The organism is Mucilaginibacter sp. KACC 22063, from assembly GCF_028736115.1.
GTDB lineage: Bacteria > Bacteroidota > Bacteroidia > Sphingobacteriales > Sphingobacteriaceae > Mucilaginibacter.
The window spans coordinates 3165207-3192034 of record NZ_CP117877.1; the positions used below are offsets into that span (position 1 = coordinate 3165207).

Here is a 26828-nt window from a genome sequence, read left to right on the forward strand (position 1 = left end):
TGTAACTAATTATTGATTTTGAAAACCATACAAGCAAAGGGAGTATTTATTTACTTCCTGACTTTAATTATTGTACTTATTACACTAAGCCCTAAAGCAAAAGGCCAGTCTTATTCTTTTACGCATTACCAGGTTGAAAACGGACTATCGAACAATGCGGTACTGTGTTCGCTTCAGGACAAGTATGGCTTTATGTGGTTTGGCACTAAGGATGGACTAAACCGGTTTGACGGATATACTTTTAAGGTATTCAGAAATACTCAAGGCAAAGCAGATACCATTGGCAGTAATATTATCTATTGCCTTTATCAGGATCATAACGGAAAACTTTGGATAGGTACAGACCGCGGCATCTATCAATACAATGCCCTTACAGAAAGCTTCACTTATTTTAAACCCGGAACAGATAACGAAATACGCGACATCACTGAAGACCATAAAGGCAATCTTTGGTTTATCGCAGGCACAGTTTTATATAAATATAGCAGCAAGGCGCAGCAACTTTTACCATTAAAAAATACCATTACCAATGCTGTTTCTTTAACTATTGGAAACGGTAGTTTATGGGTATCCACGGCTAACCGTTATATTGAAAAGTACGATGCAAAAAGCAACTCCTTTAAAGCTTATGATCTTTTCAGTCATTCGCCAAACGCCACTGCTTACTGGATACAAAGACTTTATGATGCTGGCAATAATCAGCTGCTGGTAGGTACATCTAACCAGGGTATTAAATTGCTGGACTGTATTACGGGTACCTATAAAGACCTTAAAATTTATAATGATGACCGCACCGAGATCTTTGTGCGCGACTTTGTCAAGCAATCAGCAAACGAGTATTGGATTGCAACAGAATCGGGCATTTATATTTATAATTCCCAGACAGGCGATATTACACTGCAACATAAGCAGTACAATAACCCCTACTCACTGTCTGACAATGCGGTGTATACCTTTTACAAAGACCGCGAAGGTGGTATATGGGCGGGGACGTATTTTGGCGGGTTAAATTACTACGCCAAGCAATACACTTACTTTGAAAAGTACTTCCCCAAGGTTGGCGAAAACTCCATCAGTGGAAATGCGGTACGCGAGATCTGCCAGGATCCGCAAGGTAAGTTATGGATTGGCACAGAGGATGCCGGGCTGAACCGCTTAGACCCTAAATCGGGCACATTTACTAATTATAAATCGGCTGGTAAAGCCGCCGATATCTCAACCAACAACATACACGGTTTACTTACAGTTGGCGATTACTTGCTGATCGGTACATTTGAACACGGTTTGGATCTGATGCAGGCCAGTACAGGTAAGGTAACCGATCATTACACCGTAAGTAAGGACACTGTACTCAAAAGCAACTTCTTTTATACCCTTTATAAAACAGCCAGCAGGCAAATCATTTGCGGCACATCAAGGGGTTTATACTATTTTAATTTGGCCACCCGGCATTTTACCCCGGTTAAACATGTACCTTCTACGCTGTTTTACACAAGCATTTTTGAAGATAAGGACGGCGCTATCTGGACCGGCACCTATCACGATGGCGTTTATTACTTCAATACAAAGAACAATACATCCGGCTTTTTTAAATACGAGGAGAGGTCGGCAACCAGTATCAGCAATAATAAGATCAATATGATCTTTCAGGATAACAGTGGGCAGTTATGGTTTGCTACAGAAAACGGCTTAAACTTGTATAATGCTAAAAGTAAAACGTTTAAGCATTTTACTACTGCACAAGGTTTGCCAAGTAATGTGATCTATGCCATACGCGAGGATGCCAGGAAAAATCTCTGGATTACCACATCAAAAGGCCTTGTTTCGCTGCGTCTACAAAACAACAGCATTAAAGTATATACAAAAGCCAACGGTTTGTTGAGCGATCAGTTTAATTACAATTCAGCCTACCGCGATCAATCAGGAAACATCTATTTTGGCTGCGTAAAAGGGATGATCAAATTTAATCCTGATAATTTCACGGTTAATAACTACCAACCGCCGGTTTATATCACAGGCATACAGATCAACAATAAAGAGATCACCATAGCGCCTGACAAATCGCCTTTAAAAAGATCCGTCTCCTTTACTGATACCATTAAACTAGCTTACAACCAATCTTCTTTCAGCATAGATTTTGCAGCTTTAAGCTATACCTCGCCTCAAATTACCAGCTATGCTTATCAACTGGTTGGGTTGGATAAAGACTGGGTATACCTTAATACCAACCGTAAGGTTTACTTTACAAGGTTGTCGCCGGGCACTTATACTTTTAATGTAAAAGCATCTGATAATAACAGTATCTGGAGCAGGCATCAGGTATCACTTACCATTATAGTGTTGCCCCCATTTTGGCAAAGCAACCTGGCTTATTTTACTTACTTTCTCATCGTAGTGATTGTGATTTACCTGCTTGTAAGAAATTATCATAAACGCACCGAGCAAAAGAACAAACGCCGTATAGAGTTTTTGGAGAACGAAAAAGAACGTGAGATCTATCACGCAAAAATTTCCTTCTTTACGCACGTAGCACATGAGATACGCACTCCCCTTACCCTGATTGTAGGGCCAATGGAAAAAGTGATGCAGAAGGCCGCTTTAGTGCCCGAGGTAAAAAAAAACTTAGTAATAATGGAGCGCAATACACAACGATTACTGACACTTACCAACCAATTGCTTGACTTTAGCAAAACCGAAACACAAGGCTTCTCTTTAAATTATGTTAAAACGGACATTGCAGCACTGATCAAAGAAAGTATGATCCGCTTTAAAGATGCAGCGCAGCAACGGAAACTGAGCCTAAAATTTGAAAGCGAACAGCCACGGTTTTTTGCCTACGTTGATACAGAGGCGATGAGTAAGATCTTATCTAATCTTTTGGATAATGCTGTGAAATATGCAGCATCCAAAGCGATCATCCAATTATTGACAGGTGAACCTGGAAATACATTTACTATATTTGTTAAGACCGATGGTAATTTGATTCCCGGGCACATGCGGGAAAAGATCTTTGAGACTTTTTTCAGGATGAAGGAAGCTCAAGAAAAATCGGGTACAGGCATAGGGCTGCCCCTTGCCCGCTACCTGGCCGAATTGCATAAGGGGACACTGATTTTAGCCCATCCCGATAACAACCTGAATATTTTTGCTTTAACATTACCCATTCACCAGGACTTTGAGTTCAATATTTGATCTATGAAACCGGTTATACTTTTAGTTGACGATAATGAAGAAATTTTAAGCTTTATTTCGGACGACCTTGAAGAAACTTACGAAGTACGCACTGCCACCAATGGTTTTGATGCGCTTAAAGCCCTGGAGCAAGAGCCTGTTCAGTTGGTGATAACAGATATTATGATGCCCGAAATGGATGGCTTTGAGCTTTGCCAGAAATTAAAGTCGGACATTCACTACAGCCATATCCCGGTTATTCTGCTAACTGCAAAAAATACGCTGCAATCTAAAATTGACGGCCTTGAGTTTGGCGCCGATGCATACATCGATAAACCATTTTCGCCAAAACACCTGCAGGCACAGATAGCTAATCTGCTTAAGAACCGCGACCAGATGAAGGCTTATTTCGCCAGCTCACCAATAGTACATATTAAAACAATGGCCTATTCAAAAGCAGATGAAAGTTTTTTAGAAAAACTGAACGAGATTATCCACCAGAACATCACCAACGTAAACCTTGATGTAGAGCATTTGGCAGACATTATGAACATGAGCCGGCCTACGCTTTATCGCAAGATCAAATCCATATCAGACCTTACCCCTAACGAACTGATTAACATTGCCCGCTTAAAAAAGGCCGCGGAATTGCTCTCGCTCGGCGACTACAAGATATTTGAGATTGCAGAAATGGTTGGCTATACTTCGCAAACGGTATTCGGCAGAAACTTTCAAAAACAATTTGGTATGGCGCCTACTGATTATCTGAACCAGATAAGGGTTTGATTACAAAAGTACTAAACGAAAAAAGCAGCTTTAAAAAGCTGCTCTTTATATGCTGTATAATATCGTTAAATTAGTTAGTGCGCAACAGTCGGTTAATCTATTTTAAATACCACAGATGTCGCATATGGCATTGTTTCAGGGCAGGAGATCACCAGCCCTTCTGGTGATTGTTTCCATTTTAACTGTCCGTTATATCCTAAAAGCTGCACATTTTTAACCGGGTGGTCCAGGTATTTTGCATCAATTCCTAATGACTTAACCGTTAACATGGTTCCCGCTTTCGGCACAACCATACTGAATACGTAGAGTGCACCATTTTTACCTACTATAAACCTAAAGTCCTGCTCGTTAAATTTAAATTCTGCCTGCCTTTTTCCTAAACCACCGCCGGGTAACATTTTAAGTTTACCGTTAACTTGTTCGCCTTCCCCTGGCATTACCCAGGCATGGCTACCATATACCGCTTCGCCATTTCTGCGCATCCATATACCTACTTCTTTTAGCATTTTTAAACTTCCTTCATCAAGCGAACCATCAGGAAGCAGTGAAATACATATCGCCGCATTACCATCACGTGCAATGGCCTCGGTAATATACTTGATCATCATTCCCGAATCATAGGTAAACCCGGGAGCATAAAACCAGTCGCCAACCGGCGCCTCTGCTATCCAGGGCTGATCGGTCTTAATATTTTCAGGTATCCCGAATTCTTCCGTAGTTACGGTACCATTGGTTTTACTTCTAAACTTAACAATACTGAAAGTATTTACCTTGCCCCTGCGCGCTAAGGTGCGATTATAAAAATCAGCTATAACGGTTTGCATGGCATTGGCTTTATACCCTGTACCTGTACCATCGCCGGTAAACGGCCCCTGAACGGTACCATCGGTATAAATAAAATCAGGATCATAATGCTGCACTACATCCATCATGCGCAGCGCCCAGTTAGTTGCATACCATTTATCATAAGCCAAATGCCTGGAGAAAATACCGGCGGGTGGAGGCGACCAGGGTGATTTTGCAGCAGACTCCACACCGTTGTATTCGCGAAGGTCTATACCATATAAGAGCCTTGGATCAAGTCCCTCCCACCATTTTCCTTTGCCGTCTGCCAGGGTAAGATGCCCGTCATAAGGCACTCCTTTTTTAGCTCCGCTGGTATCGCTGCCGAAAGCGGTTTGCCACCACCACCAGGTATATTCATGATGGAAAGTTACCCCGAACCTGATACCTGCTGCCCTTGCGGCCTTTGCCCATTCGCCGATAATGTCGCGCTTGGGTCCGATATTTACCGAGTTCCAGGGCTGATACCGTGAATTCCAAAGATCAAAATTGTCATGGTGAACGCCCTGGATCATCAGGAAACGCGCACCGGCATCCTGATATATCTTAGCGAGCTTCGCCGGGTCAAGCTGTTTGGGGTTCCAGTCTCTCAGCACCTCTTTATATCCGTACTGTGAAGGATGTCCATACTTTTTAAGATGATTTTCATAGGCCTTAGTACCTTGCACATACATTTTACGAGCATACCAGTCGCCACTTTCGCCAGATGCCTGTGGCCCGAAGTGTACCCATATCCCAAATTTTGCATCCCTGAGCCATTGGGGGTCTCCCGGGTAATTTTTTTCTATGGATGCCCAGTTAGGTTCAAATGGTCCCTTAGCTATCGGAATACCCAGTTGTACCTCCGGAAAAGTTTTAGAATCAGCTAAAGGAACACTGTTCAAAGGAAGTTGAGCTGGGATAGCAGGTATAGGCTCATGTTTGGATTTGAGATTTTTTTCTACTTTTTGCGCGTAGCTGTTAACGCTTAACAAGGCAGCAAGTATACAAAGCGTATTTATTCTTCTCATAGATCAACAAAATTATAATTCAGATAAAATGGTCAGGCTAAAAATAGAGTTATCACGAAGATAAGAAGTTGCACAAAACCGACTTTTATTATCCTAAAACATATCAAAGGCTAAAAAATAGATTTAATAAAAAAAAGTCTCTAATGCAAGTATCTTTGAAGATTTTAAAACTCAGTACGGAAGAAAGGCAGGCGTTAGAACACTTTGAAGATATTCGAATTTAATTAAACTGAAAATTCATTAGATTTATACCTTAATCCACAAATGAGATATTTCTTATTTATATGTTCTTCATTCATTTATTTAGCCTCTTTCTCTCAGGTTCGTAAAAAAACCTGTGATGTATTAATTGATCCGGAATATAAAGGGGCAATAGCAATATATACAAAACCACTTGGGACACTGATACAAACTCTAAAACAGGATTTTAAAAACGAAGACTATTTGGTTTTTACTATTTTGAACCAAACATCAGACTATTTTTATGGAACCCTTACCTATAGCATATCTGAAAAACATATTAACGGTTGGATAAGAAAAGCAAAGTATATTGGTACATATGCCAGGAACTACGGTAAAAGAGATAAATTATATTTATACACCAATTCAGATTTTAAATCATCGATAAAAAATACCATCCCAGAATGGACAGATCAACTTTACTATGTTACTGATTTCAACAATGGCTGGGTTTATGTAAAAATAAATTATAAAGGACACATTAAGGAAGGTTGGTTATCTCCTGATATGCAATGCTCCAACCCTTACACTACTTGCAATTGAAAATGGAACTTGAACAGTAAAGGCAGATGTTATAATTTAAAACCCATTATTAAAACATTCTAAAAGAAAAACCCTCTTTAAATTACTTAAAGAGGGTTTTCTCATTTAGTGCGGAAGAAGGGACTCGAACCCCCACGCCTCGCGGCGCCAGATCCTAAGTCTGGTGCGGCTACCAATTACGCCACTTCCGCGGTTAGGATTTTGAGTTGGCAAAGATAGACTTATATTCTATATCTTACAATCATTTTTTTATTTTTTATTTAACCAATTGGTTTTCAACTAAATTAATTAATTGCTTAAAGTAATCAGCCGCATAAAGCAGCCTGCTGCCATACCACGAAAACATTTCGCCATCTACCAAATGCACAAATGCACCAGGGTATAATACGTTAAACTCTGCTTTATGCTTTTCTTTAAAAGGATACGGTTCTGACGATAAGAAAACAACCTGCGGCTTCAGCTGTTGCATTTCCTCGTTCAGTTCGGGATAACGGTCTGTGGTAACACAATTTTTAAAACCACAACGAGTAAGCATGTGGCTGATAAAGGTGTCCTGCCCTGCTACCATGTAAGGTTTTCTCCAGATAAAATAAAGAATATCTGCTAAGTTGCTTAACGGCTTAATGTTGGCAAAGCTCTGTGTAATTTGGCTCACTACATGCATGGCTTTTTCCTCAGTTCCAGTTATTTCTCCAACGGCGTTAATCATATCAAGCGCACCGTCCAGATCGTTAATATCGCTGATCCAAACCGGATAGTGTTGCATTAACTCCTCTATCTGGCTACGCTCGTTTTCTTCTTTGTTAGCAATGATCAGATCAGGCTTTAAGGCATGGATTTTATCCATGTCCAGCTGCTTGGTGCCGCCTATTTTTTCTTTTGATTGATGCCAGCTTTCCGGGTGTATGCAAAACTTAGTGATGCCTACTACACTTTCTTCAAGGCCAAGATCATACAATAGCTCCGTTTGAGAAGGGACTATAGAAATAATACGCTGCGGCGGAAATTGGATGGTAACCTGTCTGCCAAGCTGATCTTTTACGATAGCATCAGAAGGCATTTTCTTCTCCCTTGGCGGTATTCCAGAAAGTAAGGAAGATAATTTTAAGATCTAACAGAAACGACCAGTTTTCCAGATACCATACATCGTACTCCACACGTTTCTCCATAGCGTAGTTGTCACGTGTTTCGCCACGAAAACCATTTACCTGTGCCCAACCGGTAATACCTGGTTTAAGGAAATGGCGTACCATGTATTTTTCAATCACTTTGGAGTATTGCTCGGTATGCTTAACCATGTGCGGGCGCGGCCCTACAACAGACATATTACCAATAAGCACGTTATAAAACTGGGGCAGTTCGTCGATATTGGTACGCCTCATAAAAGCACCGATTTTAGTGATGCGTGCATCGCCGCGGGTAGCCTGCTTATGGTCCGACTCGTTATTCACCGTCATGCTCCTGAATTTATAGCATTTGAACGTTTCATTTGCCCTGCCCGAACGTAACTGTACAAAAAACACCGGGCCTTTTGATTGCAGCTTAATGATAATAGCAATGATGGGAATTAACCAGCTTAACAGGAACACCATGATAAACAGGGAGAAGACGATGTCGAAGACACGTTTAATAAACCTGTTCAGCAAACTTTCAAGTGGTTCCGGCCGAAGTGAAATTACCGGGATGTTGCCAAAGCTTTGTATAAGGGTATGCCTGGTGGTATAACTATAAAATTCGGGTACCAGCTTAAACCTGATCATGTTTTTATCGGCCTCCTGCATCAACGTTTCTATCGACTTTGATTCAGTTTGCGGTAAAGCACAGAAAAGCTCATGTACGCGGTTACTTATCGCATAATCAAGACATTCCTCAACCGGGCCTAAAAACAACGATGGTTCTTTTATATTTTCAGGGTTGTCATCAAAAAAGCCAACCATGTTATAACCCCTTTCAGGGTTTTCAGTGAAAAATTTATACAGATCCAAACCAGACCGTCCTGCACCCACAATAATTACGTTGCGCTTGTCCATCAGCAAGCGGCGGTCGCTTTTACGTATGCTCAGGAAGATGAGCTTCCATAAACCCAGTAAGAACCCGAACAGGGCAATGGAGAAGAACAGGTATTCCCTGGTTATGAAATACGCTTTAGTACCAATTATTATTAATATGGTAAAGCATATCAGGCAAACAAAAAGTAAATAGGTTTTAAATACACTACGGTATGTATTTATCGAATCTTTATTTAAAACATACTCATACAGACCTGATATATTGGCAGAGAGCAGCCATAATAAATTAAACACCAATACAATAGGTAGATAATTTTTATTGTTGATCCAGGTAATGTATGACTTATCCACTATAATATAAGCCATTACCATGCTTATATTTAGAATAATATAATCAACGGTGAGATTGATAGCTTTTATAAACGTAGCGTACCTGTGAATCATTTAACAGCAATGCGGATTGATACAAATGCCATGCTAAATTAACATATTTATTCAAAATTTACAGCTTATAAAGCAACGATTCAGGCTATTTTTTGAAAATATTTAAATCTCAACTACCAGTTTATATTTAATATTAAATAAATGTGTTTTTATTAATGCACAGTAAAATAAATATTACTAAAGCTTAATTATTTATTGACAAGGAAATAGATTTATTGATTATAAATCTGGTAAACACCCGTTACTGAGCGTTGCAAAGACGAACCAACTAATATAGTAGTGATCTTCTTTTGAACCATCAGTTGTTCTGCCTCGTCAATCAGCGTATCCTCATCAATTATAACCGGGGTTACGGTCATCATATCGGTAAGTTTATGATTGGCAATATCTGGGTATTTCAGCAAAGCGCGTCTAAGATCGCCATCAGTAATTACACCATTAACTTTGTTGGGGGTGCCTACAATGGTCATTCCTAAACGCCCTTCAGACATTTTTAACAGCAACGACATAAAAGAAGCTTGTTCATCTATAAAAGGCAGCTGGTCGCGGCGCATCAGGTCTTTTACCTTAATGAGCAATTTACGGCCCAGGTTACCACCCGGATGAAAACGTGCAAAATCTGCAGCCTTAAACTGTCTGGCTTCCATTAAGGCTATGGCCAGGGCATCACCCATTACCAATGCCACCGTTGTAGATGAGGTTGGCGCCAACTCATGCGGGCAGGCCTCTTTTATGACGGGCGTTAAAATATGATAGTTACTGTTTTTTGCCAATGTAGAATCTGCGTTGCCAGTAATGCTGATAATGGTATTGCCATTCCATTTTAGAAACGGTATAATGCGCAATACCTCATCGGTTTCGCCGGAGTAAGACAAAAGCAATATCACATCCTGCCGTTCTATCATGCCTAAGTCGCCATGGAACGCCTCGCCCGGATGTAAAAAAAAGCTGGGCGTACCTGTACTGGCAAACGTGGCTGCAATTTTTTTGCCGATCAGGCCGGATTTGCCCATGCCTGCAACGATTACCTTGCCCTTAGCCTCAAGCAAAGCATTTACCACATCAGTAAAGGTATCATCTATCCTTGCAGCCGCATGCTGCAAGGATTCGATCTCTGTTTCGAAAACCTTTTTGGCAATCTCAGTCATGTTATCCAATAAGCGGCGCAATTACTTTTTCCAGTTCATGCAACTTTACCATATTAGGGCCATCGCTTAAAGCATGGTCAGGGTCAGGGTGTGTTTCCATAAAATAGCCATCAGCCCCAAAAGCTTTTGCAGCCAGCGCCATCATAGGCACAAATGTTCTGTCTCCACCGGTTTTGCCGCCTGCCCCACCCGGCCGTTGTACAGAATGTGTACAATCCATACATACAGGATAGCCAAAGGCTTTCATGTCATATATATTCCTGAAATCAACCGCCAAGTTATTATAACCGTACATGTTGCCACGCTCGGTTAATATCACTTGCGAATTGCCGGCTTCAATCACTTTTTGTGCAGGGTATTGCATATCCTGCCCCGAAAGGAACTGTGCTTTTTTAACGTTTACGATTTTCCCGGTTTTAGCAGCTGCTACCAGCAGGTCTGTTTGGCGGCATAAAAAAGCAGGGATCTGTAGTATATCTGCTACTTCGGCAACTGGGGCCGCCTGGTAACTTTCATGAATATCTGTTGTAACCGGCAGGTTAAACTTCTCCTTTACCTTTTGCAGCATTTCCATACCTTTCTCTAAGCCCGGGCCACGGTATGAGTGGATTGATGTACGGTTGGCCTTATCATAAGAAGATTTAAATACAACCGGTACATTATATTTCTGGCCAATATTTGCCACGTGTTCGGCAACCTGGTATAATAACTCCTGATTTTCCATTACGCATGGGCCTATTATAAAAAATGGCTTCTGCTGAATTTCCTCAAACAATGTCATATACAGCAAAGATGGCAATTTTTAACTCACTATAATAATTGTTGTAATAGCATGTAAACACCCAAGCTCACTGATAAAGTTTTACCAGCTTATTTTACCACTATTTGGAATATTAATTAATATCTACACTAAAAATTAAATTTTCTTTAATTATTGAAAAAATCCGGTAACATAATCATTACACACCCCGTACAAGTTAAGTAAGGCTGGCCAGCCCAACAACTAAAATTCAAGTAATACTAAACTAAACATCATGAAAACAAGTGTCCTATTTAAGACAGGTCTCATTACTGTATGTGCAGCATCATTGCTGTTCGCATGTACAAAATCGAACGAAACAAAAACTGAAGTAAAAGCTGATGACATATCAGCAGATGTCTCAAAAAGCATTGCACAGCTGGGTTTCAGCACTGATAACGTACGCAAAATCGGCGATAATTATTTAGTTGAAGGCGACATCCTTTTAACTAAAGAAAACCTTGCCGAAACCAGCACCAGCCCTACATTACGTATTGCAGAAACAGAGCAATACCGTACTACTAACCTGGTTAAAAACCTGCCAAGAACTGTAACAGTGTCTGTCTCAAACCTGCCTACAGTTTATGCTAACGCAGCAGCAGCGGCGGTATCACGTTACAATGCTTTAAACCTTACACTAAAATTCCAGATCGTAAGCAGCGGTGGCCAGATCCAGATTGTTGGTTTTAACCAGGGCCCAAGCGGTGGATACATTACCTTAGGTTCTTCTGGTTTCCCTACCTCATCAGGAAACCCTTACAGCCAGATTCAGATGAACACTAACTCGGCTGCTTATGGTACAAACCCTAATTTGGGTTACTTAACTTCAGTTATTCAGCACGAAATGGGACATTGTATCGGTTTCCGTCATACCGACTACATGAATCGTGCGTATAGCTGCGGTGGTACTGCTACAAATGAAGGTGCATCAAATGTTGGTGCTGTGCTTATTCCTGGTACGCCAAGCAGCCCTGATGCTGGTTCATGGATGCTTGCCTGCTCAAACGGCGGCGATCGTACATTTAATGCAAATGATAAAGTTGCTTTAAATTACCTGTATTAATTTCTTAACTTACTTTTATTGATCAATAAAAAACAAACCAAAGGAAGATATCTTCCTTTGGTTTGCTATGTATATGCTTAAAAAAGCGTTTTACTTGCTGATGCCCTTTTTTTGTGTATTTATTGCAAATGCACAAAAAAGCCGTGATAATTTTGCTGTAGCCTACCGGGCAGATCTCAACGATACTGCCGCAGCAAATACTTACCTGATTAAACATACAGCCGGCACAAAGCCAATATATGGAAAAATATTAAAGGTGATTGATGCCGAGCATTACATTATATCATCTGACGAACAGATAATATTTAACAAAAATGTTTTGTCGGCCGAGAAAGCCAACAACCTATGGAAAGCCAGCGACGAGTTGGTATCAACTTTACAAAAACACCCTTCACAGACTAAACCTGTAACGCTACTGCTTAGGCAGGATGATAGTAAGTTAATTGAGAGATTAAAAGGCTCGGGAACCATCCTGTCCCAATTAAAAAATCAGGTCACGATAAATTTAAAACTTCGGGACCTGACAAAAATTTTAGCTGAAAAAGACATTGCATTTGCATTTACGCCACGTAAGGCAAAAGAAGAATTAGTTATTAACGACATTGATCTTGGTGTAAATAGCATAAGCGCAGTTGCTGATAACTTTACCGATTTAAATGGCTCGGGCATTAATGTTTGTGTTAAAGAAAACAAGTATGATGACGACCTCGACCTATTAGGCCGTTCATTTTCTTCATTTCCGGCAGCGGCTTTTACCACCGGGCATGCCACTACTATGGCTACGCTCATCGGTGGAAACGGAAACTCCTTTATCAAAGGCTTAGGCGCAGCACCACAAGTGAGGTTTACCTCATCAGATTTCGCCAATCTTTCTCCGGACAGTATCTCAACCTTTAAAAAATATAACGTCTATCTGCAAAATCACTCGTATGGCACAGGCATCGAAAACTTTTATGGCCTTGAAGCCGTACAATATGACGACCAGATTTATCATAACGATTCTGTAGTTCATGTATTTTCAGCAGGAAATATAGGCACCACACAGCCGCAAACCGGCTTGTACACCAGCTTAACTGCGGCAAACCTATCAGGCACATTTAAGCAAGCCAAAAACGTGATTGTTGTAGGCGGAACTGACAGAAAGAATATCTATCAAAACCTAAGCTCTGCAGGACCCACTTATGACGGCCGACTAAAACCAGAATTGGTAGCCGACGGCGAAGATGGCACATCAGGCGCTGCGGCACTTGTATCGGGTACGGTAGCCTTAATGCAGCAGCAATACAAAAAACAGTATAAGAGCATGCCATCAGCCGCGCTTATTAAAAGTGTACTGATCAATTCGGCCGATGATATTGGCACACTACACCCAGATTATCAAACAGGCTACGGTAAACTTAACGCGTTGGAAGCTGTAAGAACAATTTCCGACGGCCGGGTAATTAGCGGTAATATCAATAATAACCAACAGCAAAATTATACCATCACAGTACCTGCACAATGCGCCTTATTAAAAGTTTCAATGGCATGGAATGATCCACCGGCGGAAATTAATGCGGCATCGGCATTGGTGAATGATCTTAACTTAACCATAACAACACCAGACGGTAAGCTGATCCATCCGTGGGTCTTAAGCACCTACCCTGCTACCGATTCATTGAATGCTGTTGCCAAACAAGGCATCGATAGTTTAAACAATACCGAGCAGGTTACAATACAAAACCCTGTGGCGGGCACTTACACCATACACGTTACGGGTAAAATTAAGAATGCCACATCGCAAGCTTTTTATATTGCCCACCAGGAAACTATTGCCAATAAATTTGAATGGACATATCCATCGGGTAACGACCAGCTTTTTGATGATGATGATAATTACCTGCGCTGGCAAAGTTCGTTTTCGCCTGCATCAGGAAAAATCAGCGTCAGTTATGATAATGGACTTAACTGGACAGAATTAGCAAGCGCCAACCTGAATGACGGTTACTATGTTTGGAATGCCCCTGATGTATTTACCAAGGCTATTTTGAAAATGGACGTAAATGGCCAATCTTATATCAGTAAGCCTTTTACCATATCCAAACCACTAACAATTGATGTAGGCTATAACTGTACAGATGGTACACAATTGCATTGGAATCCGCAACCCGGAAGTTCTGCTTATACCATTTATTCTATTAAAGATAATGTCTTAACCAAGCTGACCACCGCGGCAGACACCATGATTGTTATACCCTCTGCACAGCAAACATCTGCCTACTTTGCTGTAAGTGCACAGGGAGACGGCTTTGAAGGTTTAAAAAGCTATACCATAAATGCGACAACGCAAGGGGTGGGCTGCTATGTAAGAAATCTGATTGCCAATGTCCAAAACAATCAAATTGTACTGAGCTTGCAGATCGGCACAACAACCGGGCTACAAACTATCACCTGGGAAAAATTGGGTCCGTTAAACCAATACAAACCCATTGGATCTACAACGGCGAGCCAAAGCCTCGATTATACTTTCACTGATCCTTCGCCGCAAAAGGGCACTAATTATTACAGGACAAGGTTTACCACTATTGATGGTAAAAACTATTATTCTGATATAGCTAATGCTACTTTTTTATCTGACAACCAGTTTGTGGTTTATCCCAACCCGGTGAGCAGCCAAGTGAATATCATTAGCGGCAGCATTAACAATTACGAGTTTAAATTGTATGATACCACGGGCAAACTTTATATCACCCGGACCTTAGATAACCTGCAAAATTCATTTCAGATCAACGTTAGTCCGGGTTTATATGTGTATACAATCAGATTAAATGGCAAAACCATTTATTCAGGTAAACTCATCAAGATTTAAACAGCTCATTATAATTGTTTAATTTAGCGGTATCAATCTATCTCCGTGATCTGTATAACAGCATTAATAACTGCAACACAAACTTCTATTTGAAATGATAAAGCCTGTTTGTGTTATCCTGGTTAATTATAATACGCCCAAGCATACTACAGATTGTATAAGCTCGATACTGGCCAACTGTGATAACCAGTTATTTGATATTGTGGTGGTGGATAATGCTTCGCATGATGATTCGCTTCAGTTACTGCAACAAACTTTTCCGCAGCTTCACTATATTCCAAATACCCAAAATCTTGGCTTTGCCGAAGGCAACAACGTAGGTTTAAGATACAGCATCGATAAGGGATATACTTATTCGCTGGTTATTAATACTGACACCATTGTTGAAGAAGATATTATCAGTGCATTAAAACAGCATTTAGACACCTTTCAAAAAGCCGGTGCCGTGCAACCTGCCATTTACTGGCTGCATAACAGAACGCAATTATGGAACGGCCCTGGTTCTTTCAGCAAACTAATTGGCGATATCAAGTCTGATAAAAGCCAAAGCGCACAAAAAAGTACTGATACAATTAAGCAGGTTGACTGGATTACCGGTTGCTGCATGTTCATTAGAAACAGCGCCCTGATTAAATCAGGCTTATTCAATAAGCAGTTCTTTCTATATTATGAAGATGTCGAGCTATCATTCCGCATAAAAAATGCGGGCTATGAACTGCATTATTTACCATCTGTAAAAATACTACATGAGGCAGGCGCATCCGGTAAAACCAAACAGAAAGCAGAAGAAGGTTATTTAAATCCGGTGATCCACTATTATATCAGCCGTAACCGTATTTGGTTTTTAAGGCGATATGGAGCAGCGGCTTTCTACCCTATTTATGTAATTGGCAGCGGCACATATTACCTGGCATTACTTACCTATCTTAAAATAAGAGGCAGGAATAAAAAGGTCAACAACTTACTAAAGGGTTTAAAAGATGGACTTTTTACGCCACAAAGCGTAATTTGGCCCAATAATTAATTCACATCAGCAGGCATGTTCGTTTTTACCCTTATATTTTTGGCTTCCTTTATTGTAGCGGTAAGGGAAATTTTCAAGGGTAACAAAGCTGCATTCCTCGTTTTCCTGATATTTGGCTTGTCGATATACACCACGGCAATGTCTGTGGCCTATACTATAGGGCTAAAAACGTTCATCCCGTTTTTCCAGTTTTTTAAAGAGATACTCGTACTTTGTTTACTTGGGGCAAGCTTATTTTCTTTAAAAACCCGACCCCGGTTCCATCTTATCGACTATCTAATATTTACTTTTTTAGCACTAACGGTAGTCTATGCCATACTGCCCATTGGCGAGCAGACCTTAGTTCAAAGATTACTGGCGTTAAAAAGTATCTCCTTTTTTATCATCGTTTATTTCGCAGGCAGGTTTATTAATATTAAAGACGTTTACATCAATAAATACTTCAGTTATGTAGGCGTATTGGCTATTGCAGCAGGAATAGTTTGTTTTTTTGAAGTATTATTTAATCAAAACCTGCAAACCATAACCGGCTATGCCGATTATGTGTATTACTTTTTTAATTTTGAACCCAGCGGAACATTCGGGTTAAGTACCACTTTCGAGTCGGAAGGTGGATTTCGCAGATTTGCCAGCTTTTTTGCCAATCCGCTCGAACATGCTGCGGCAAGCATACTTGCCTTATCGCTACTGCTGGCTTTATACACACAGGACGACAACCGCTTCAAATTCAGCACAGCTTCAATGGCGACTATCGGTGCTACATTCTTTTCCATACTTTTTGCGCTTTCGCGTGCGCCGCTGGCCAGTTATTTTTTAGTGGTATATGTTTACGCACTGATCACCAGGAAAAAGTTGATTACCCAAAGCATACACCTGGGCGTTATCCTTGTGGCATGCTATTTTTTATACCTGTTCTCAAGAATGGATAACAAGGTAGATGGCTTAACTGAGGTGGTGATGAACACCATAGACTTTAGTAATCCCTCGAGTGTGGGTCACATTTTACAATGGGTAGAAGGTATCATGGCTATTGCTCAGCACCCTTTCGGAATGGGCTTAGGGACATCGGGCCGTGTAGCGGGGTCATTAGGTGATAATACAGGCGGCGAAAACCAATTTATTATTATTGGTGTTCAGGCTGGTGTAATTGCCCTTGTTTTATACCTAGTTATTTTTGTGATGTTTGTTAAACAAGGTTTAAAGTGGCAGCGCATATTAAAAGGTAAGGAAAGAAAGATATGCCTGGCCGTTTTACTTTTTAAGATTGGGTTTTTAATACCGCTGTTTACGTCCGAATTAGAATCATCTTCTTATATTTCATATATGAACTGGTTCTTATCGGGCTTGTTAATATCAACAATAATGCAATACAGGGGCGAACTAACATATCAAAATGCTGATAGAGAAAGTTATACGGAAGTTAAAGAATAACCCTGATTACAAATGGGAAAGCCCTTACACTACCCGCGACCTGATTGCTATTTCGTGGGTACGTTTATGGCAGGCTATCCGCGGCTTGTGTTTAAAGCCCTTTATGAAACGGTCGTCAGGACTGGTTTTCCTAGGCCGTCAGGTAAAAGTAAGACATGCCTACCAGATTGAAGCAGGCAAAAATCTGATACTTGAAGATAACGTTTTCGTTAATGCACTTTCTTTCAACGGTGTAAAATTCGGCGACCATGTATCCATTGGCCGTAACTCTACGCTTTTGGGTACGGGCATTGTTTCGCATAAAGGGATAGGTATTACCATAGGCAGCAGAACCGGAATTAATGCCGGGGCTTATTTAGGCGGCCAGGGTGGTATCACCATTGGCGATGATGTAATTATGGGGCCTAACGTTCAGATCTTTTCTGAGAACCACAACTTTTCGGATCCCGACATCATTATCAAAGAACAGGGGCTTACCCGTAGTGGCGTAATCATCGGCAGTAATTGCTGGATAGGCGGCGGCGCAACCATTTTGGATGGGGTAACTGTTGGCAACGGTTGTGTAATTGCAGCAGGAAGCGTCGTAAATAAATCCGTACCTGATAATTCTATTGTTGCAGGCGTACCTGCAAGGATAATTAAAAGCAGGATCTGACAAATGCCTAAGCCTCTAACTATCGGTGTAGATATACGTGATCTGCGGGTTTCTAAAACCGGCATGAAAACTTATTTGGAAGAATTATGCCGTGAGTTTAAGCAACTGGAGACCAATGATCTGAAATTTAAATTTATAGACGTCAACATTCCGGTATTTGAACAGAAAAATGCATTTTTCAAATACCTTGAACATTTGAGATACCATACCTGGAAACAGGTGATCTTACCCTTAAAAGCCTTTATGAAGGGATGCGACGTTTTGATCTGCACCGACAACTTCGCTCCTGTTATCAATTTGGGATTTAGAACAGTGCCTGTGTTTCACGATGCATTCTTCTTTGAGTCGCCGGAAAACTACGGTAAATTGTGGTTGTGGCTTTATCACAAAACGGCTATACCAGCCGCAAGGCGGTCTTTATTTGTAGTAACGCCTACAAATTACGCTAAAGACCAGATCAAGAAATATACCCACTTATCAGACGAAAAACTAAAGGTAATTTACGAAGGTCCTAAGCTGCTGAAAGCTGAAAGGAAAAATAAACAAAGCCTATTATCAGAATATCAGCTAAAGCCGCATCAATATTTGTTGCATGTAGGGTCAATGTTTAAGCGAAAGAACATTCCCGCGTTAATCAACGCTTTCGTCAAATTGAAGGATACCGGCTATGCCGAAATGAAATTAGTTTTGGTAGGATCAATAAGTACTAACAGGTTCGATAACGACCATGATCTGATTCTGGATACTATTAAAAAAAGTAAATTTAGACCAGATATTTTCATCACGGGCTATTTGACCGATGATCAGATCGACGAGTTATATACCAATGCGCTGGCATATGTTTTTCCATCTTTAAATGAAGGATTCGGAATACCTGTTTTAGAAGCTTTTGAGCACCATTTACCTGTACTGGTTGCAGATAACACCTGCCTGCCAGAAGTTGGCGGCAATGCAGTTCTATCTTTTAATCCTTTTGATACTGATGATATCGCTTATAAGATTAAAAAAGTAATTGATGTCCCTCAACTGCGTGCGGATATGATAGAAAAAGGAAACGAACGCATTAAAGCATTTTCATGGCGTAAAACAGCGCTCGGTTTTATAGAAGCCATCCGCAACAGCATTTAGTTCTCGCTGAAAACCCTTACATGTTCCTCGGCTACCTTATCCCAATTAAATACACTTAATGCCCGTTGTTGGGCGTGTTTAGCTAATTCCAGCATCTCCGGATAGTGCTCTTCGCAATAATTGATCTGCTCTGTTAACGATTGAATACTGCCCTTTTTAAATTTGATGGCGGTATCTTCTACCACGTAGATATTCTCTTCGATGTTGCTTACGATTAATGGCACATTTAAACCCATTACTGTTAAAACGACCGGCGATAAGCCTTCCACATCTGATGGCTGAATGTAACAGTATGAATTAAGCATTAAAGCGTTAACATCTTCGCCATATACAAAGCCCGGGAAAATAATACTTTCATTTCCCATATTAAATATCTCCTGTTCATAAGGAGAAGGGTTAGGCGAACCACCGATCAAAACCAGCTTTTTATTGGTTTTAGCTGCCTTAAAAGCAGGCACTAAATAATGCAGTCCCTTGTCTGGAATAAAACGCCCTACGAAAAGATAATAACCGCCTTTTTCAAGATTATGTTTATTCAATACGTCGTCAGGTTTTTTAACGGGCTCTACCTCACTGCCAAATGGAATAAAGCGATATTGCTTTTTAAATCGTTCTTCGAAAAGCCGCTTGGCTATTACATTGTCAAATATGATCTGGTTAGGTACATGCGCAGTGATATAGGCTGATATTTTCAGATATAATTTACCATACCACGGCCACTTATCGCGTTTCCAATCCACACCATCCTGGCTGATAAATACCTTTTTACCAAATAATCTTAAAGGAAGCGCCCATATACTATTACCGCCATTTTGTATATGGACAATATCTGCCGTATTATTTACAATAATATCCCATGTACATTTAAAAGAATGCAGCAACGTATCAAAGCCAGACCGTCTTACGGTTTTAATAGTTTTAACCTGAACCCCTTTGTAATTTGTTATATCAACAAACACGTCAGGGTAACGGCGATTGTAAGCCACTACTGAATGGCCAAGTTTTACAAGACGCGGGAAAAGTTCAAGAGCAAATTTGTCGGCTCCGGCCGCACCTTTTGTTGGAGGTATCGTCCGGAAGCCAAAAGCGGCAATACGCATAGTTTATTCAGACTGCAGATTTCAAAGTAATGGAAACTTCTTTTCCATCATCAATTTTGTCTGCAAGATAGTCAGAATAATAATCATTAATGTAATCGCGTAAAGCAATACGCCAATCGCGCATTACATTGATATTGCGTAGTTCAAGTTTTTTATTGATCAATCGCTCAGACGGAGGCCGCGGAGCGAAATAAGTTTCTTTAAAGTAATCTGAAGATACTTCGTGTATGGTAACCTCGCTCTGTAAACCTAATATGCTTACAATTTCTTCGGCTACTTCACGCCTGCTGGTTTCGCCTTTACATACCAAGTTGTATAAGCCCCAATACTCATTTTCCATTAATAACTTTACGTTTTTCGCAAAGTCTACAGTAAATGTAGGTGTACCGTCTTTATCGTTTACAATGTAAAGGTCTCTTTTTCCACTCGCTAATTGTTTAATGATTTTGTTAATGAACTTTTTATCCTTTTTAGGGCCGCCTCCCATCATCCAGCCTGCACGGCATATGATGTATTTATTGGCGTTTTCGCGTACATAACGCTCACCCATATATTTAGAGCGTGCATAATGCCCAAGCGGATTAGGTTCATCCCAATCATCGTAAAAGTCCTTCTTACCATCAAAAATGCCTGCTGTACTTATATATAATATGGGTATATTCAGTTCATTAGCAAGCAGAACAGCATTTTCAACAGAAGTTGTATTTGTTAAATAAGTATTGTCAGGGTTCAATTCACACTCTTCCAGATTAGTAAGGGCGCCAAGGTGAAAAAGATAATCGGGGTTAAATTCTGCTACCTCTTTTCTGTAGTTGTTAAAGTCGCGGAAGTCTAAAAAATCCAGCCAGGGTTCGTTAACATCTTTATCTGTACATTTCAGCTCATAATCTTTTTTGAATATCCGGTAAAAAGCTTCACCGAGCATCCCACCTGAACCGGCGATATAAATTTTTTTCTTCATTATGTAGTTCAAAGCCACTGTTAATAACTAAAAGTTAACGGCTGGGTAGTATGTAAAAAAACTGCAATACAAAGCCCAAAATTAACTTTTTTAAGTTCATAAACAACGTTTTTATGATTAAGGTTTTACAGTATGCTTTAACAAGCGAAAAAAAAATTGTAAAAACTATTCATTATAACATTAGTTTAAGACTTGTTTATAAATTCAAATTATAACTGGCATCTTTGGTAAATGCATGTACATTTTTGTACTGAGCATAAATTATGCCACTTTACTATTTTCAATAAAATTGAATATTCTCGTTGTTAACTGGACATGGTACCCCAGCGGAGGTGATTGGACCTATGTAGATTTTATTACAAAACTGTATCAGGAAAAAGGACACCACATTGTCCCATTTTCTATGACAGACAGCAGAAACTACCCTACCATATATGATAAATACTTTATTAATAAAATAGATTATAAGCAGCTCAACCGTTCAAATATAATTGAGGGAGTAAATGTCATCGCTAAAAGCATCTATTCTACCGAAGCAAAAAACAACCTCAAAAAACTACTATCTGAGGTTAAAATTGATTTCGCCCACATTAATGTAATACATCATTACATTACGCCTGTTATACTTAAAGTATTAAAGGAACACAATATTCCGATTATCTGGACACTGCATGAGTACACCCCTATCTGTCCTGAAAGCACATTTATAAGCCACGGCAAAGTATGCGAACGTTGTTATGGCGGTAAGTTTTATAATTGCATAACGCATAAATGTAAAAAGGGCTCCATTGCAGCAAGTACGGTAGCAGCGTTAGAAAACTATGTAAACGGCTACCTTAATTATTATAAATACGTAGACCATTATATCTGCCCTTCAAATTTCAGTTACAATAAGTTTAAGCAGTTTAATTTTTTTGAAGATAAACTGACACCACTCTATCACGGGTATGATTACAGCGAGATTGAAAAGGTAAAATCAGGCAACGAAATTAAGAGCGTAAACGAGCGTTATATCATTTTTGTGGGCCGCTTAGAAAAGATAAAAGGTATAGCCACGGTACTAAAAGCAATGGTAAACAATCCGGATCTGCATTTGAAGATAGTAGGAACAGGCACCCAGGAGCAGGAATTAAAAACATTTGCGGCACAGAATAGTTTAAAGCACGTTGAATTCACCGGTAAAAAAAGCAAGATAGAAACCCTGGACCTGATAAACGGTGCCGAGTTTTTAATTTGCCCGTCAGAGTGGTACGAGGTGCTTGGTTTTACCGCAGTTGAAGCTATGGCTTTGCAAAAACCTGTTATTGGATCAAAAATGGGTGCCATCACGGAAATGGTGATTGATGGCGAAACCGGCTATTTATTTGATCCGGGCAACGCTGAGCAACTGTCAGAAAAAATCAAAAGCCTGTACAATAAACCGGATTTGATTAAGCAAATGGGCATTAATGCTGAAAAACATATAAGAAAATTAATTAACACTGAACGACACTACGAGGGGCTTAAAAAGCTTGTTCCGGCGTTATAACCATTATTTATTGCTATTATTGCGGTAATTTATTCATCTGCTTATTATAATGATATTTAATTACAAAAGGGCATTATTGCTCACCGTTGCTGCTGTATTATTTATATGTAGTGCAAAGGCACAGGCCGTATTTGAAAATCCCAATCACCCTGTATACAAATATCTGGCACGCCAGGCGCAAAAAGGAAACATCAATTTTGACGACCTTATACAGCCTGTTAGCCGCCAGGAAATTGCTGCTCTGCTTGAAGAACTACAGCAAGAGCGTCAAAAACTTAGCGCTACCGAAAAAAAAGAGCTTGATTTTTACCTGGACGAATACAGTGAGTTCCGCAATGACCTTACCGATTCTGCAACGCATTATTTATGGGGAAAGGATCAGTACGGTAACCGCAGGTTACTTACCGTAAATAAAAAGGATTTCGTTTTCAGGGCCGACCCTGCACTAACTTACGAGTACACCAAAGGCAAAAATAAAGGTGTATTTAAACAAGCTTCGGGTATTGCTTTTTGGGGACAGGCAGGCAAACACTTCAGCTTTCAGGCCTATATACAAGACATTAATGAAAGCGGCGATGGCGTAGACAGCCTTAAACGTTTTAGCCCCGAAACCGGTATCCAGCGTACTGCCAACCTTAATCCCCGCTCTACCAGTGTTAATTATAGTGATGTTCGTGGTAGTATCACTTACAGCTGGAAGAATGGCCTTATCAGCCTAGGTAAAGATCAGTTGCTTTACGGTTATGGGCAAAACGGCCGTTTGATTCTTTCAGACAAAGCGCCGGCCTACCCTTTTTTACGCCTTGATTATTCACCCGTAAAATGGCTGCACTTTAATTATACATTAGCATCGCTTCAATCAGGCATTATAGATTCGGCACGTACCTATAATAAAGGCAATTCTTTATACGGCAACAACCGCGAAATATGGGTAAATAAGTACATGGCTTCGCACAGCCTTAACTTTTTGCCTATCAAAGGCCTTGAGCTAAGCGTAGGCGAATCCATGATATCAAGCGATAATTTTGATGCAGGTTACCTGATACCGGTATTATTTTTCAAGGCTTATGATCAGTACCAAAGCCGCTATAAAATCACTACCGGCTCAAACGGACAGTTTTTCTTCCAGGCAAGCTCACGTAACCATATCCCGCACACACATTTGTATGCAACGTTATTTATCGATGAGATCCGTACAGAAACCATATTTGATCCGAACAGAAGCCGTAACCAGTTAGGCTATAACTTAGGGGCATCTGTAACTGATGTACTTATCCCCTACTTAACCCTGGGTATGGAGTACACCCACATCAATCCTTTTGTGTATAATAACCTGATCCCGGCACAAACCTATACTAATCAAACCTACCTGTTAGGCGATTGGATTGGCCAAAACGCAGATAAACTGATCGGGTGGATCTCTTACAACCCACTGCCTAAGCTAACTACCACTGCACAGATCATGTATGTGCGTAAAGGTGCAGAAGGCAGCGTGCTTGATCAGTACTTTGCAGAACCACAGCCAAAATTTTTGCAACAAGGCCCGGTACAGGCGCAAAGCCAGATTGTATTAGAAGCCCGGTATGAATTTTTACACAGATTATTTTTAAGAGGCGCATACATGCATCAGAAAGGTGTTATTTTACCACAATTACAAACATCTGCAGTACCTAACCAGGTAACATTTGGTGTATCTTATGGCTTTTAATAATTAATTAAAATATTTTTGTAACTTTTGACTTACTCTATATTCCCTATGCGGATAAAATACATATTACTCATTGTCTTAATTGCTATAACGCTGCCTGTTGTTAAAAGCTATGCTCAGGATGCAAGCTCGGGCTTAAGCATGAGCAACCTGGGCCAGGTAAAAGTAAGCCAGCTTAGCGATGAGCAGATCCAGCAGGCATGGAAAAAGCTACAGGATTCTGGCATACCAGAAGACCAGGCTTACAAATTACTTCAACAACGCGGCCTACCCGAAACCGAGGTGCAGGCATTTAAAGACCGTGTAACTTTGTTGGGCTTAAACACCAGCAAATCAAAAGCTACCTATTCAAAAGGAGAGAAAAAGGAAATAGATTATTCGAGGGATACTACTAATACAGTTACCAAACCGACACCACAGCCAGCGAATCCTGAACCAAAACAGCTTAATGTTTTTGGCGCCGACTTTTTCAATCAAAGTTCCATCAGCTTTCAACCCAGCTTTAATGTTGCTACGCCAAAAAGTTATGTGCTTGGCCCAGGCGACGAATTAATAGTGCTGGTAACAGGGCAAAATGAAAGCAGTGTACGTACAAAAGTTACCCCGGAAGGTAATCTTCAAATCCCTTATGCAGGTATCGTATACGTTAATGGATTTACCATAGAGCAGGCTACAAATCTTATCCGGGCTAAAATGGTAAAGATCTACCCTGGCTTACGCAGTGGTCAAACCCAGTTAACTATTAATTTAGGCAACACACGCAGCATCAGGATAACGGTTGTAGGCGAGGCAAAAACTCCGGGTACCTATACCCTGTCTTCATTAGCAACTCTTTATAACGTATTGTATAATGCAGGCGGCCCAAATGCTAATGGTTCGCTTCGCTATATTGAATTGATCAGGAACAATAAGCTTTATAAAACTGTCGACTTTTACGACTTTTTGCAAAGCGGCGTACTAAGCGGCAATGTACGTTTAGAAGATCAGGATGTAATACGTATTCCTGTTTACCGTAAACGGGTAGCCATACAAGGCGAAGTTAAGCGCCCTGCTATTTATGAGTTGAAAGATAATGAACAGTTAGATGACCTGATCAAATATGCGGGCGGTTTTACAGACGTGGCTTATAAAGGTATCGCTAAAATAGAGCAGGTAAATGACCTGGAGCGCGATGTAAAAGATGTTCCTGTAAGCTTGTTCAGCAACTTTGTACCGCATAATGGCGATATAGTGACCATTGGTGCAATTACCAATCGTTTTGCTAACCGCGTGGTACTTGAAGGCGCTGTTTATCGCCCGGGTCCTTATGAGCTTACCCCTGGTTTAACCTTATCCGCTTTATTAAAATTGGCACAGGGCTTAAAACCAGAGGCATATACAGCAAAGGCATTTATCAAAAGAACCCTGCCCGACCTGCAAAGGCAGTTTATTTCTTTTAATCCTTTAGATATTGTTAATGGTCATAATGATATACCATTAATGCGCGAAGATTCTGTAGTGATACAGGAACAGAGCATCTTTATATCCAATCAAAGTGTAACTGTTAATGGGCATGTTCGCAAACCATCAACCTTTGTTTACCGCAAGGGTATGAAACTAACTGATGCGATAGCAATGGCTGGCGGCTTTGACGACCAGGCGGCAGAACATCATGTTGAAGTGTCAAGGATTATTAAAAACATGCAGGACAGCGTTGCCAATAAGGTTGTAAATACTTACACGGTTGACCTTTCAAAGGGCTCTTCAGAAGATATTGAGCTGGAACCAATGGACTATGTTTATGTACAACGCCTTGTTAACTACCGTTCATTAGGCAATGTAAACGTCCAGGGCGAAGTATTATTCCCTGGCGACTACGCAGTACAGCGTCGTGACGAAACCGCACTTGAGTTCTTAAAACGCGCAGGCGGCCTTACGCCGTACGGATCGTTAGAAAATGCACAGGTTTTCCGCAAGGGGGTACGCATCAATCTGGATCTGACCAAAGAGATCAACAATCAGCAGGAAAAAGAAGACAGGGTGCTTTTAGCAGGCGACAGTATCTTTATTCCGCGCTCTATCACTTTTGTAGAAGTTACAGGCGCTGTTAATAACCCGCAGCTGATCAGTTACAACGGGCATCGCTTTAAATATTATATTAATGGTGCGGGCGGCGCTACAGCACACGCAAGGCTTAAAGGCGCTTATATTAAATATCCTAATGGCTTGAATAAACCTGTAAGGCATTTCCTTTTCTTTAGAAATTATCCATCAGTAAAACCCGGCAGCAAAATCATTGTACCGGAGAAAGACCCGGAAGTTAAATTTAAGCTGGACGTTGGTTCAATTGCAGGTATCGCATCAGCCTTAACCGCTGTAATCAGTTTAATTGCCATACTTAAGAAATAAG

General features: G+C 40.5%; 19 protein-coding genes and 1 tRNA gene. 12 read left to right on the forward strand and 8 right to left on the reverse strand.

Features of this window, described 5'->3' with window-relative positions; all coding sequences use genetic code 11:
- The first annotated feature begins 18 nt into the window (after positions 1–18).
- Together PQ461_RS13640 and PQ461_RS13645 are read left to right on the forward strand one after the other, a co-directional pair.
- Positions 19–3192, forward strand: a complete 3174-nt coding sequence (locus PQ461_RS13640; RefSeq protein WP_274206077.1) for a ligand-binding sensor domain-containing protein — start codon at positions 19–21, stop codon at positions 3190–3192.
- Positions 3193–3195: 3 nt separating this feature from the next.
- Positions 3196–3957: a response regulator transcription factor gene (locus PQ461_RS13645; protein ID WP_274206078.1), complete on the forward strand. Its 762-nt coding sequence runs from the start codon at positions 3196–3198 to the stop codon at positions 3955–3957.
- A gap of 92 nt (positions 3958–4049) precedes the next feature.
- Here the strand turns inward: PQ461_RS13645 and PQ461_RS13650 are convergent, their stop codons facing one another.
- On the reverse strand, positions 4050–5810 hold the full coding sequence (locus tag PQ461_RS13650; RefSeq protein ID WP_274206079.1) for an alpha-L-fucosidase: 1761 nt from the start codon (positions 5808–5810) through the stop codon (positions 4050–4052).
- A gap of 264 nt (positions 5811–6074) precedes the next feature.
- Between PQ461_RS13650 and PQ461_RS13655 the strand changes: the two genes are divergently transcribed.
- Positions 6075–6593, forward strand: coding sequence for a hypothetical protein (locus PQ461_RS13655; RefSeq protein ID WP_274206080.1), 519 nt, complete (start codon positions 6075–6077; stop codon positions 6591–6593).
- Between the two features lie 109 nt (positions 6594–6702).
- Here PQ461_RS13655 and PQ461_RS13660 read toward each other — a convergent pair.
- The 5 genes from PQ461_RS13660 to kdsA all read right to left on the reverse strand — a co-directional run bounded on the left by PQ461_RS13660 (position 6703) and on the right by kdsA (position 10975).
- Positions 6703–6784: transfer RNA gene (locus tag PQ461_RS13660), tRNA-Leu, on the reverse strand.
- A gap of 65 nt (positions 6785–6849) precedes the next feature.
- Positions 6850–7653 carry an ABC transporter substrate-binding protein gene (locus PQ461_RS13665; protein WP_274206081.1) on the reverse strand — a complete coding sequence of 268 codons (804 nt, stop codon included), beginning with the start codon at positions 7651–7653 and terminating at the stop codon, positions 6850–6852.
- Positions 7643–9046, reverse strand: a complete 1404-nt coding sequence (locus tag PQ461_RS13670) for an undecaprenyl-phosphate glucose phosphotransferase (RefSeq protein WP_274206082.1) — start codon at positions 9044–9046, stop codon at positions 7643–7645. Before PQ461_RS13670 ends, PQ461_RS13665 begins: the two co-directional genes overlap by 11 nt.
- A gap of 212 nt (positions 9047–9258) precedes the next feature.
- Entirely contained in the window at positions 9259–10194 is a 936-nt protein-coding gene (locus PQ461_RS13675) for a KpsF/GutQ family sugar-phosphate isomerase (RefSeq protein ID WP_274206083.1), read from the reverse strand.
- Position 10195: 1 nt separating this feature from the next.
- Positions 10196–10975, reverse strand: coding sequence for a 3-deoxy-8-phosphooctulonate synthase (gene kdsA / locus PQ461_RS13680; RefSeq protein ID WP_274206084.1), 780 nt, complete (start codon positions 10973–10975; stop codon positions 10196–10198).
- Between the two features lie 253 nt (positions 10976–11228).
- Between kdsA and PQ461_RS13685 the strand changes: the two genes are divergently transcribed.
- The 6 genes from PQ461_RS13685 to PQ461_RS13710 all read left to right on the forward strand — a co-directional run bounded on the left by PQ461_RS13685 (position 11229) and on the right by PQ461_RS13710 (position 19142).
- Positions 11229–12056 carry a M57 family metalloprotease gene (locus PQ461_RS13685; protein ID WP_274206085.1) on the forward strand — a complete coding sequence of 276 codons (828 nt, stop codon included), beginning with the start codon at positions 11229–11231 and terminating at the stop codon, positions 12054–12056.
- Positions 12057–12156: 100 nt separating this feature from the next.
- Positions 12157–14904, forward strand: coding sequence for a S8 family peptidase (locus PQ461_RS13690; RefSeq protein WP_274206086.1), 2748 nt, complete (start codon positions 12157–12159; stop codon positions 14902–14904).
- A gap of 94 nt (positions 14905–14998) precedes the next feature.
- Complete coding sequence (locus tag PQ461_RS13695) at positions 14999–15928, forward strand: glycosyltransferase family 2 protein (RefSeq protein WP_274206087.1); 930 nt, start codon at positions 14999–15001, stop codon at positions 15926–15928.
- A 39-nt stretch (positions 15929–15967) separates the two neighbouring features.
- Positions 15968–17359 (forward strand): O-antigen ligase family protein, encoded by a 1392-nt coding sequence (locus PQ461_RS13700; protein ID WP_274206088.1) that lies wholly within the window; start codon positions 15968–15970, stop codon positions 17357–17359.
- Positions 17322–18014: an acyltransferase gene (locus PQ461_RS13705; RefSeq protein ID WP_274206089.1), complete on the forward strand. Its 693-nt coding sequence runs from the start codon at positions 17322–17324 to the stop codon at positions 18012–18014. The genes PQ461_RS13700 and PQ461_RS13705 overlap by 38 nt, the downstream gene beginning before the upstream one ends.
- 3 nt (positions 18015–18017) lie before the next feature.
- Positions 18018–19142 carry a glycosyltransferase family 4 protein gene (locus tag PQ461_RS13710; RefSeq protein WP_274206090.1) on the forward strand — a complete coding sequence of 375 codons (1125 nt, stop codon included), beginning with the start codon at positions 18018–18020 and terminating at the stop codon, positions 19140–19142.
- On the opposite strand, the gene PQ461_RS13715 is transcribed toward PQ461_RS13710, so the two are convergent.
- Together PQ461_RS13715 and PQ461_RS13720 are read right to left on the reverse strand one after the other, a co-directional pair.
- A complete protein-coding gene (locus tag PQ461_RS13715) occupies positions 19139–20242 on the reverse strand; it encodes a glycosyltransferase (RefSeq protein WP_274206091.1) in 1104 nt (367 codons plus the stop codon). The two genes, PQ461_RS13710 and PQ461_RS13715, sit on opposite strands and share 4 nt — an antisense overlap.
- 7 nt (positions 20243–20249) lie before the next feature.
- Positions 20250–21203, reverse strand: a complete 954-nt coding sequence (locus tag PQ461_RS13720; protein ID WP_274206092.1) for an SDR family oxidoreductase — start codon at positions 21201–21203, stop codon at positions 20250–20252.
- A 289-nt stretch (positions 21204–21492) separates the two neighbouring features.
- Between PQ461_RS13720 and PQ461_RS13725 the strand changes: the two genes are divergently transcribed.
- From PQ461_RS13725 to PQ461_RS13735, 3 genes are read left to right on the forward strand one after another with little or no spacing between them, the layout of a single operon-like run.
- Entirely contained in the window at positions 21493–22731 is a 1239-nt protein-coding gene (locus PQ461_RS13725; protein WP_274206093.1) for a glycosyltransferase family 4 protein, read from the forward strand.
- A gap of 49 nt (positions 22732–22780) precedes the next feature.
- A complete protein-coding gene (locus PQ461_RS13730) occupies positions 22781–24439 on the forward strand; it encodes a capsule assembly Wzi family protein (protein ID WP_274206094.1) in 1659 nt (552 codons plus the stop codon).
- Between the two features lie 48 nt (positions 24440–24487).
- On the forward strand, positions 24488–26827 hold the full coding sequence (locus PQ461_RS13735; protein ID WP_274206095.1) for an SLBB domain-containing protein: 2340 nt from the start codon (positions 24488–24490) through the stop codon (positions 26825–26827).
- Position 26828 lies beyond the last annotated feature (1 nt).

Excerpts from the sequence above, each read along its gene's own strand:
- PQ461_RS13645 (WP_274206078.1), top strand. The coding sequence starts at position 3,196 with ATGAAACCGGTTATACTTTTAGTTGACGATAATGAAGAAATTTTAAGC.
- PQ461_RS13650 (WP_274206079.1), bottom strand. The coding sequence starts at position 5,810 with ATGAGAAGAATAAATACGCTTTGTATACTTGCTGCCTTGTTAAGCGTT.
- PQ461_RS13655 (WP_274206080.1), top strand. The coding sequence starts at position 6,075 with ATGAGATATTTCTTATTTATATGTTCTTCATTCATTTATTTAGCCTCT.
- PQ461_RS13665 (WP_274206081.1), bottom strand. The coding sequence starts at position 7,653 with ATGCCTTCTGATGCTATCGTAAAAGATCAGCTTGGCAGACAGGTTACC.
- PQ461_RS13670 (WP_274206082.1), bottom strand. The coding sequence starts at position 9,046 with ATGATTCACAGGTACGCTACGTTTATAAAAGCTATCAATCTCACCGTT.
- PQ461_RS13675 (WP_274206083.1), bottom strand. The coding sequence starts at position 10,194 with ATGACTGAGATTGCCAAAAAGGTTTTCGAAACAGAGATCGAATCCTTG.
- kdsA (WP_274206084.1), bottom strand. The coding sequence starts at position 10,975 with ATGACATTGTTTGAGGAAATTCAGCAGAAGCCATTTTTTATAATAGGC.
- PQ461_RS13685 (WP_274206085.1), top strand. The coding sequence starts at position 11,229 with ATGAAAACAAGTGTCCTATTTAAGACAGGTCTCATTACTGTATGTGCA.
- PQ461_RS13690 (WP_274206086.1), top strand. The coding sequence starts at position 12,157 with ATGCCCTTTTTTTGTGTATTTATTGCAAATGCACAAAAAAGCCGTGAT.
- PQ461_RS13695 (WP_274206087.1), top strand. The coding sequence starts at position 14,999 with ATGATAAAGCCTGTTTGTGTTATCCTGGTTAATTATAATACGCCCAAG.
- PQ461_RS13705 (WP_274206089.1), top strand. The coding sequence starts at position 17,322 with ATGCTGATAGAGAAAGTTATACGGAAGTTAAAGAATAACCCTGATTAC.
- PQ461_RS13710 (WP_274206090.1), top strand. The coding sequence starts at position 18,018 with ATGCCTAAGCCTCTAACTATCGGTGTAGATATACGTGATCTGCGGGTT.
- PQ461_RS13715 (WP_274206091.1), bottom strand. The coding sequence starts at position 20,242 with ATGCGTATTGCCGCTTTTGGCTTCCGGACGATACCTCCAACAAAAGGT.
- PQ461_RS13720 (WP_274206092.1), bottom strand. The coding sequence starts at position 21,203 with ATGAAGAAAAAAATTTATATCGCCGGTTCAGGTGGGATGCTCGGTGAA.
- PQ461_RS13730 (WP_274206094.1), top strand. The coding sequence starts at position 22,781 with ATGATATTTAATTACAAAAGGGCATTATTGCTCACCGTTGCTGCTGTA.
- PQ461_RS13735 (WP_274206095.1), top strand. The coding sequence starts at position 24,488 with ATGCGGATAAAATACATATTACTCATTGTCTTAATTGCTATAACGCTG.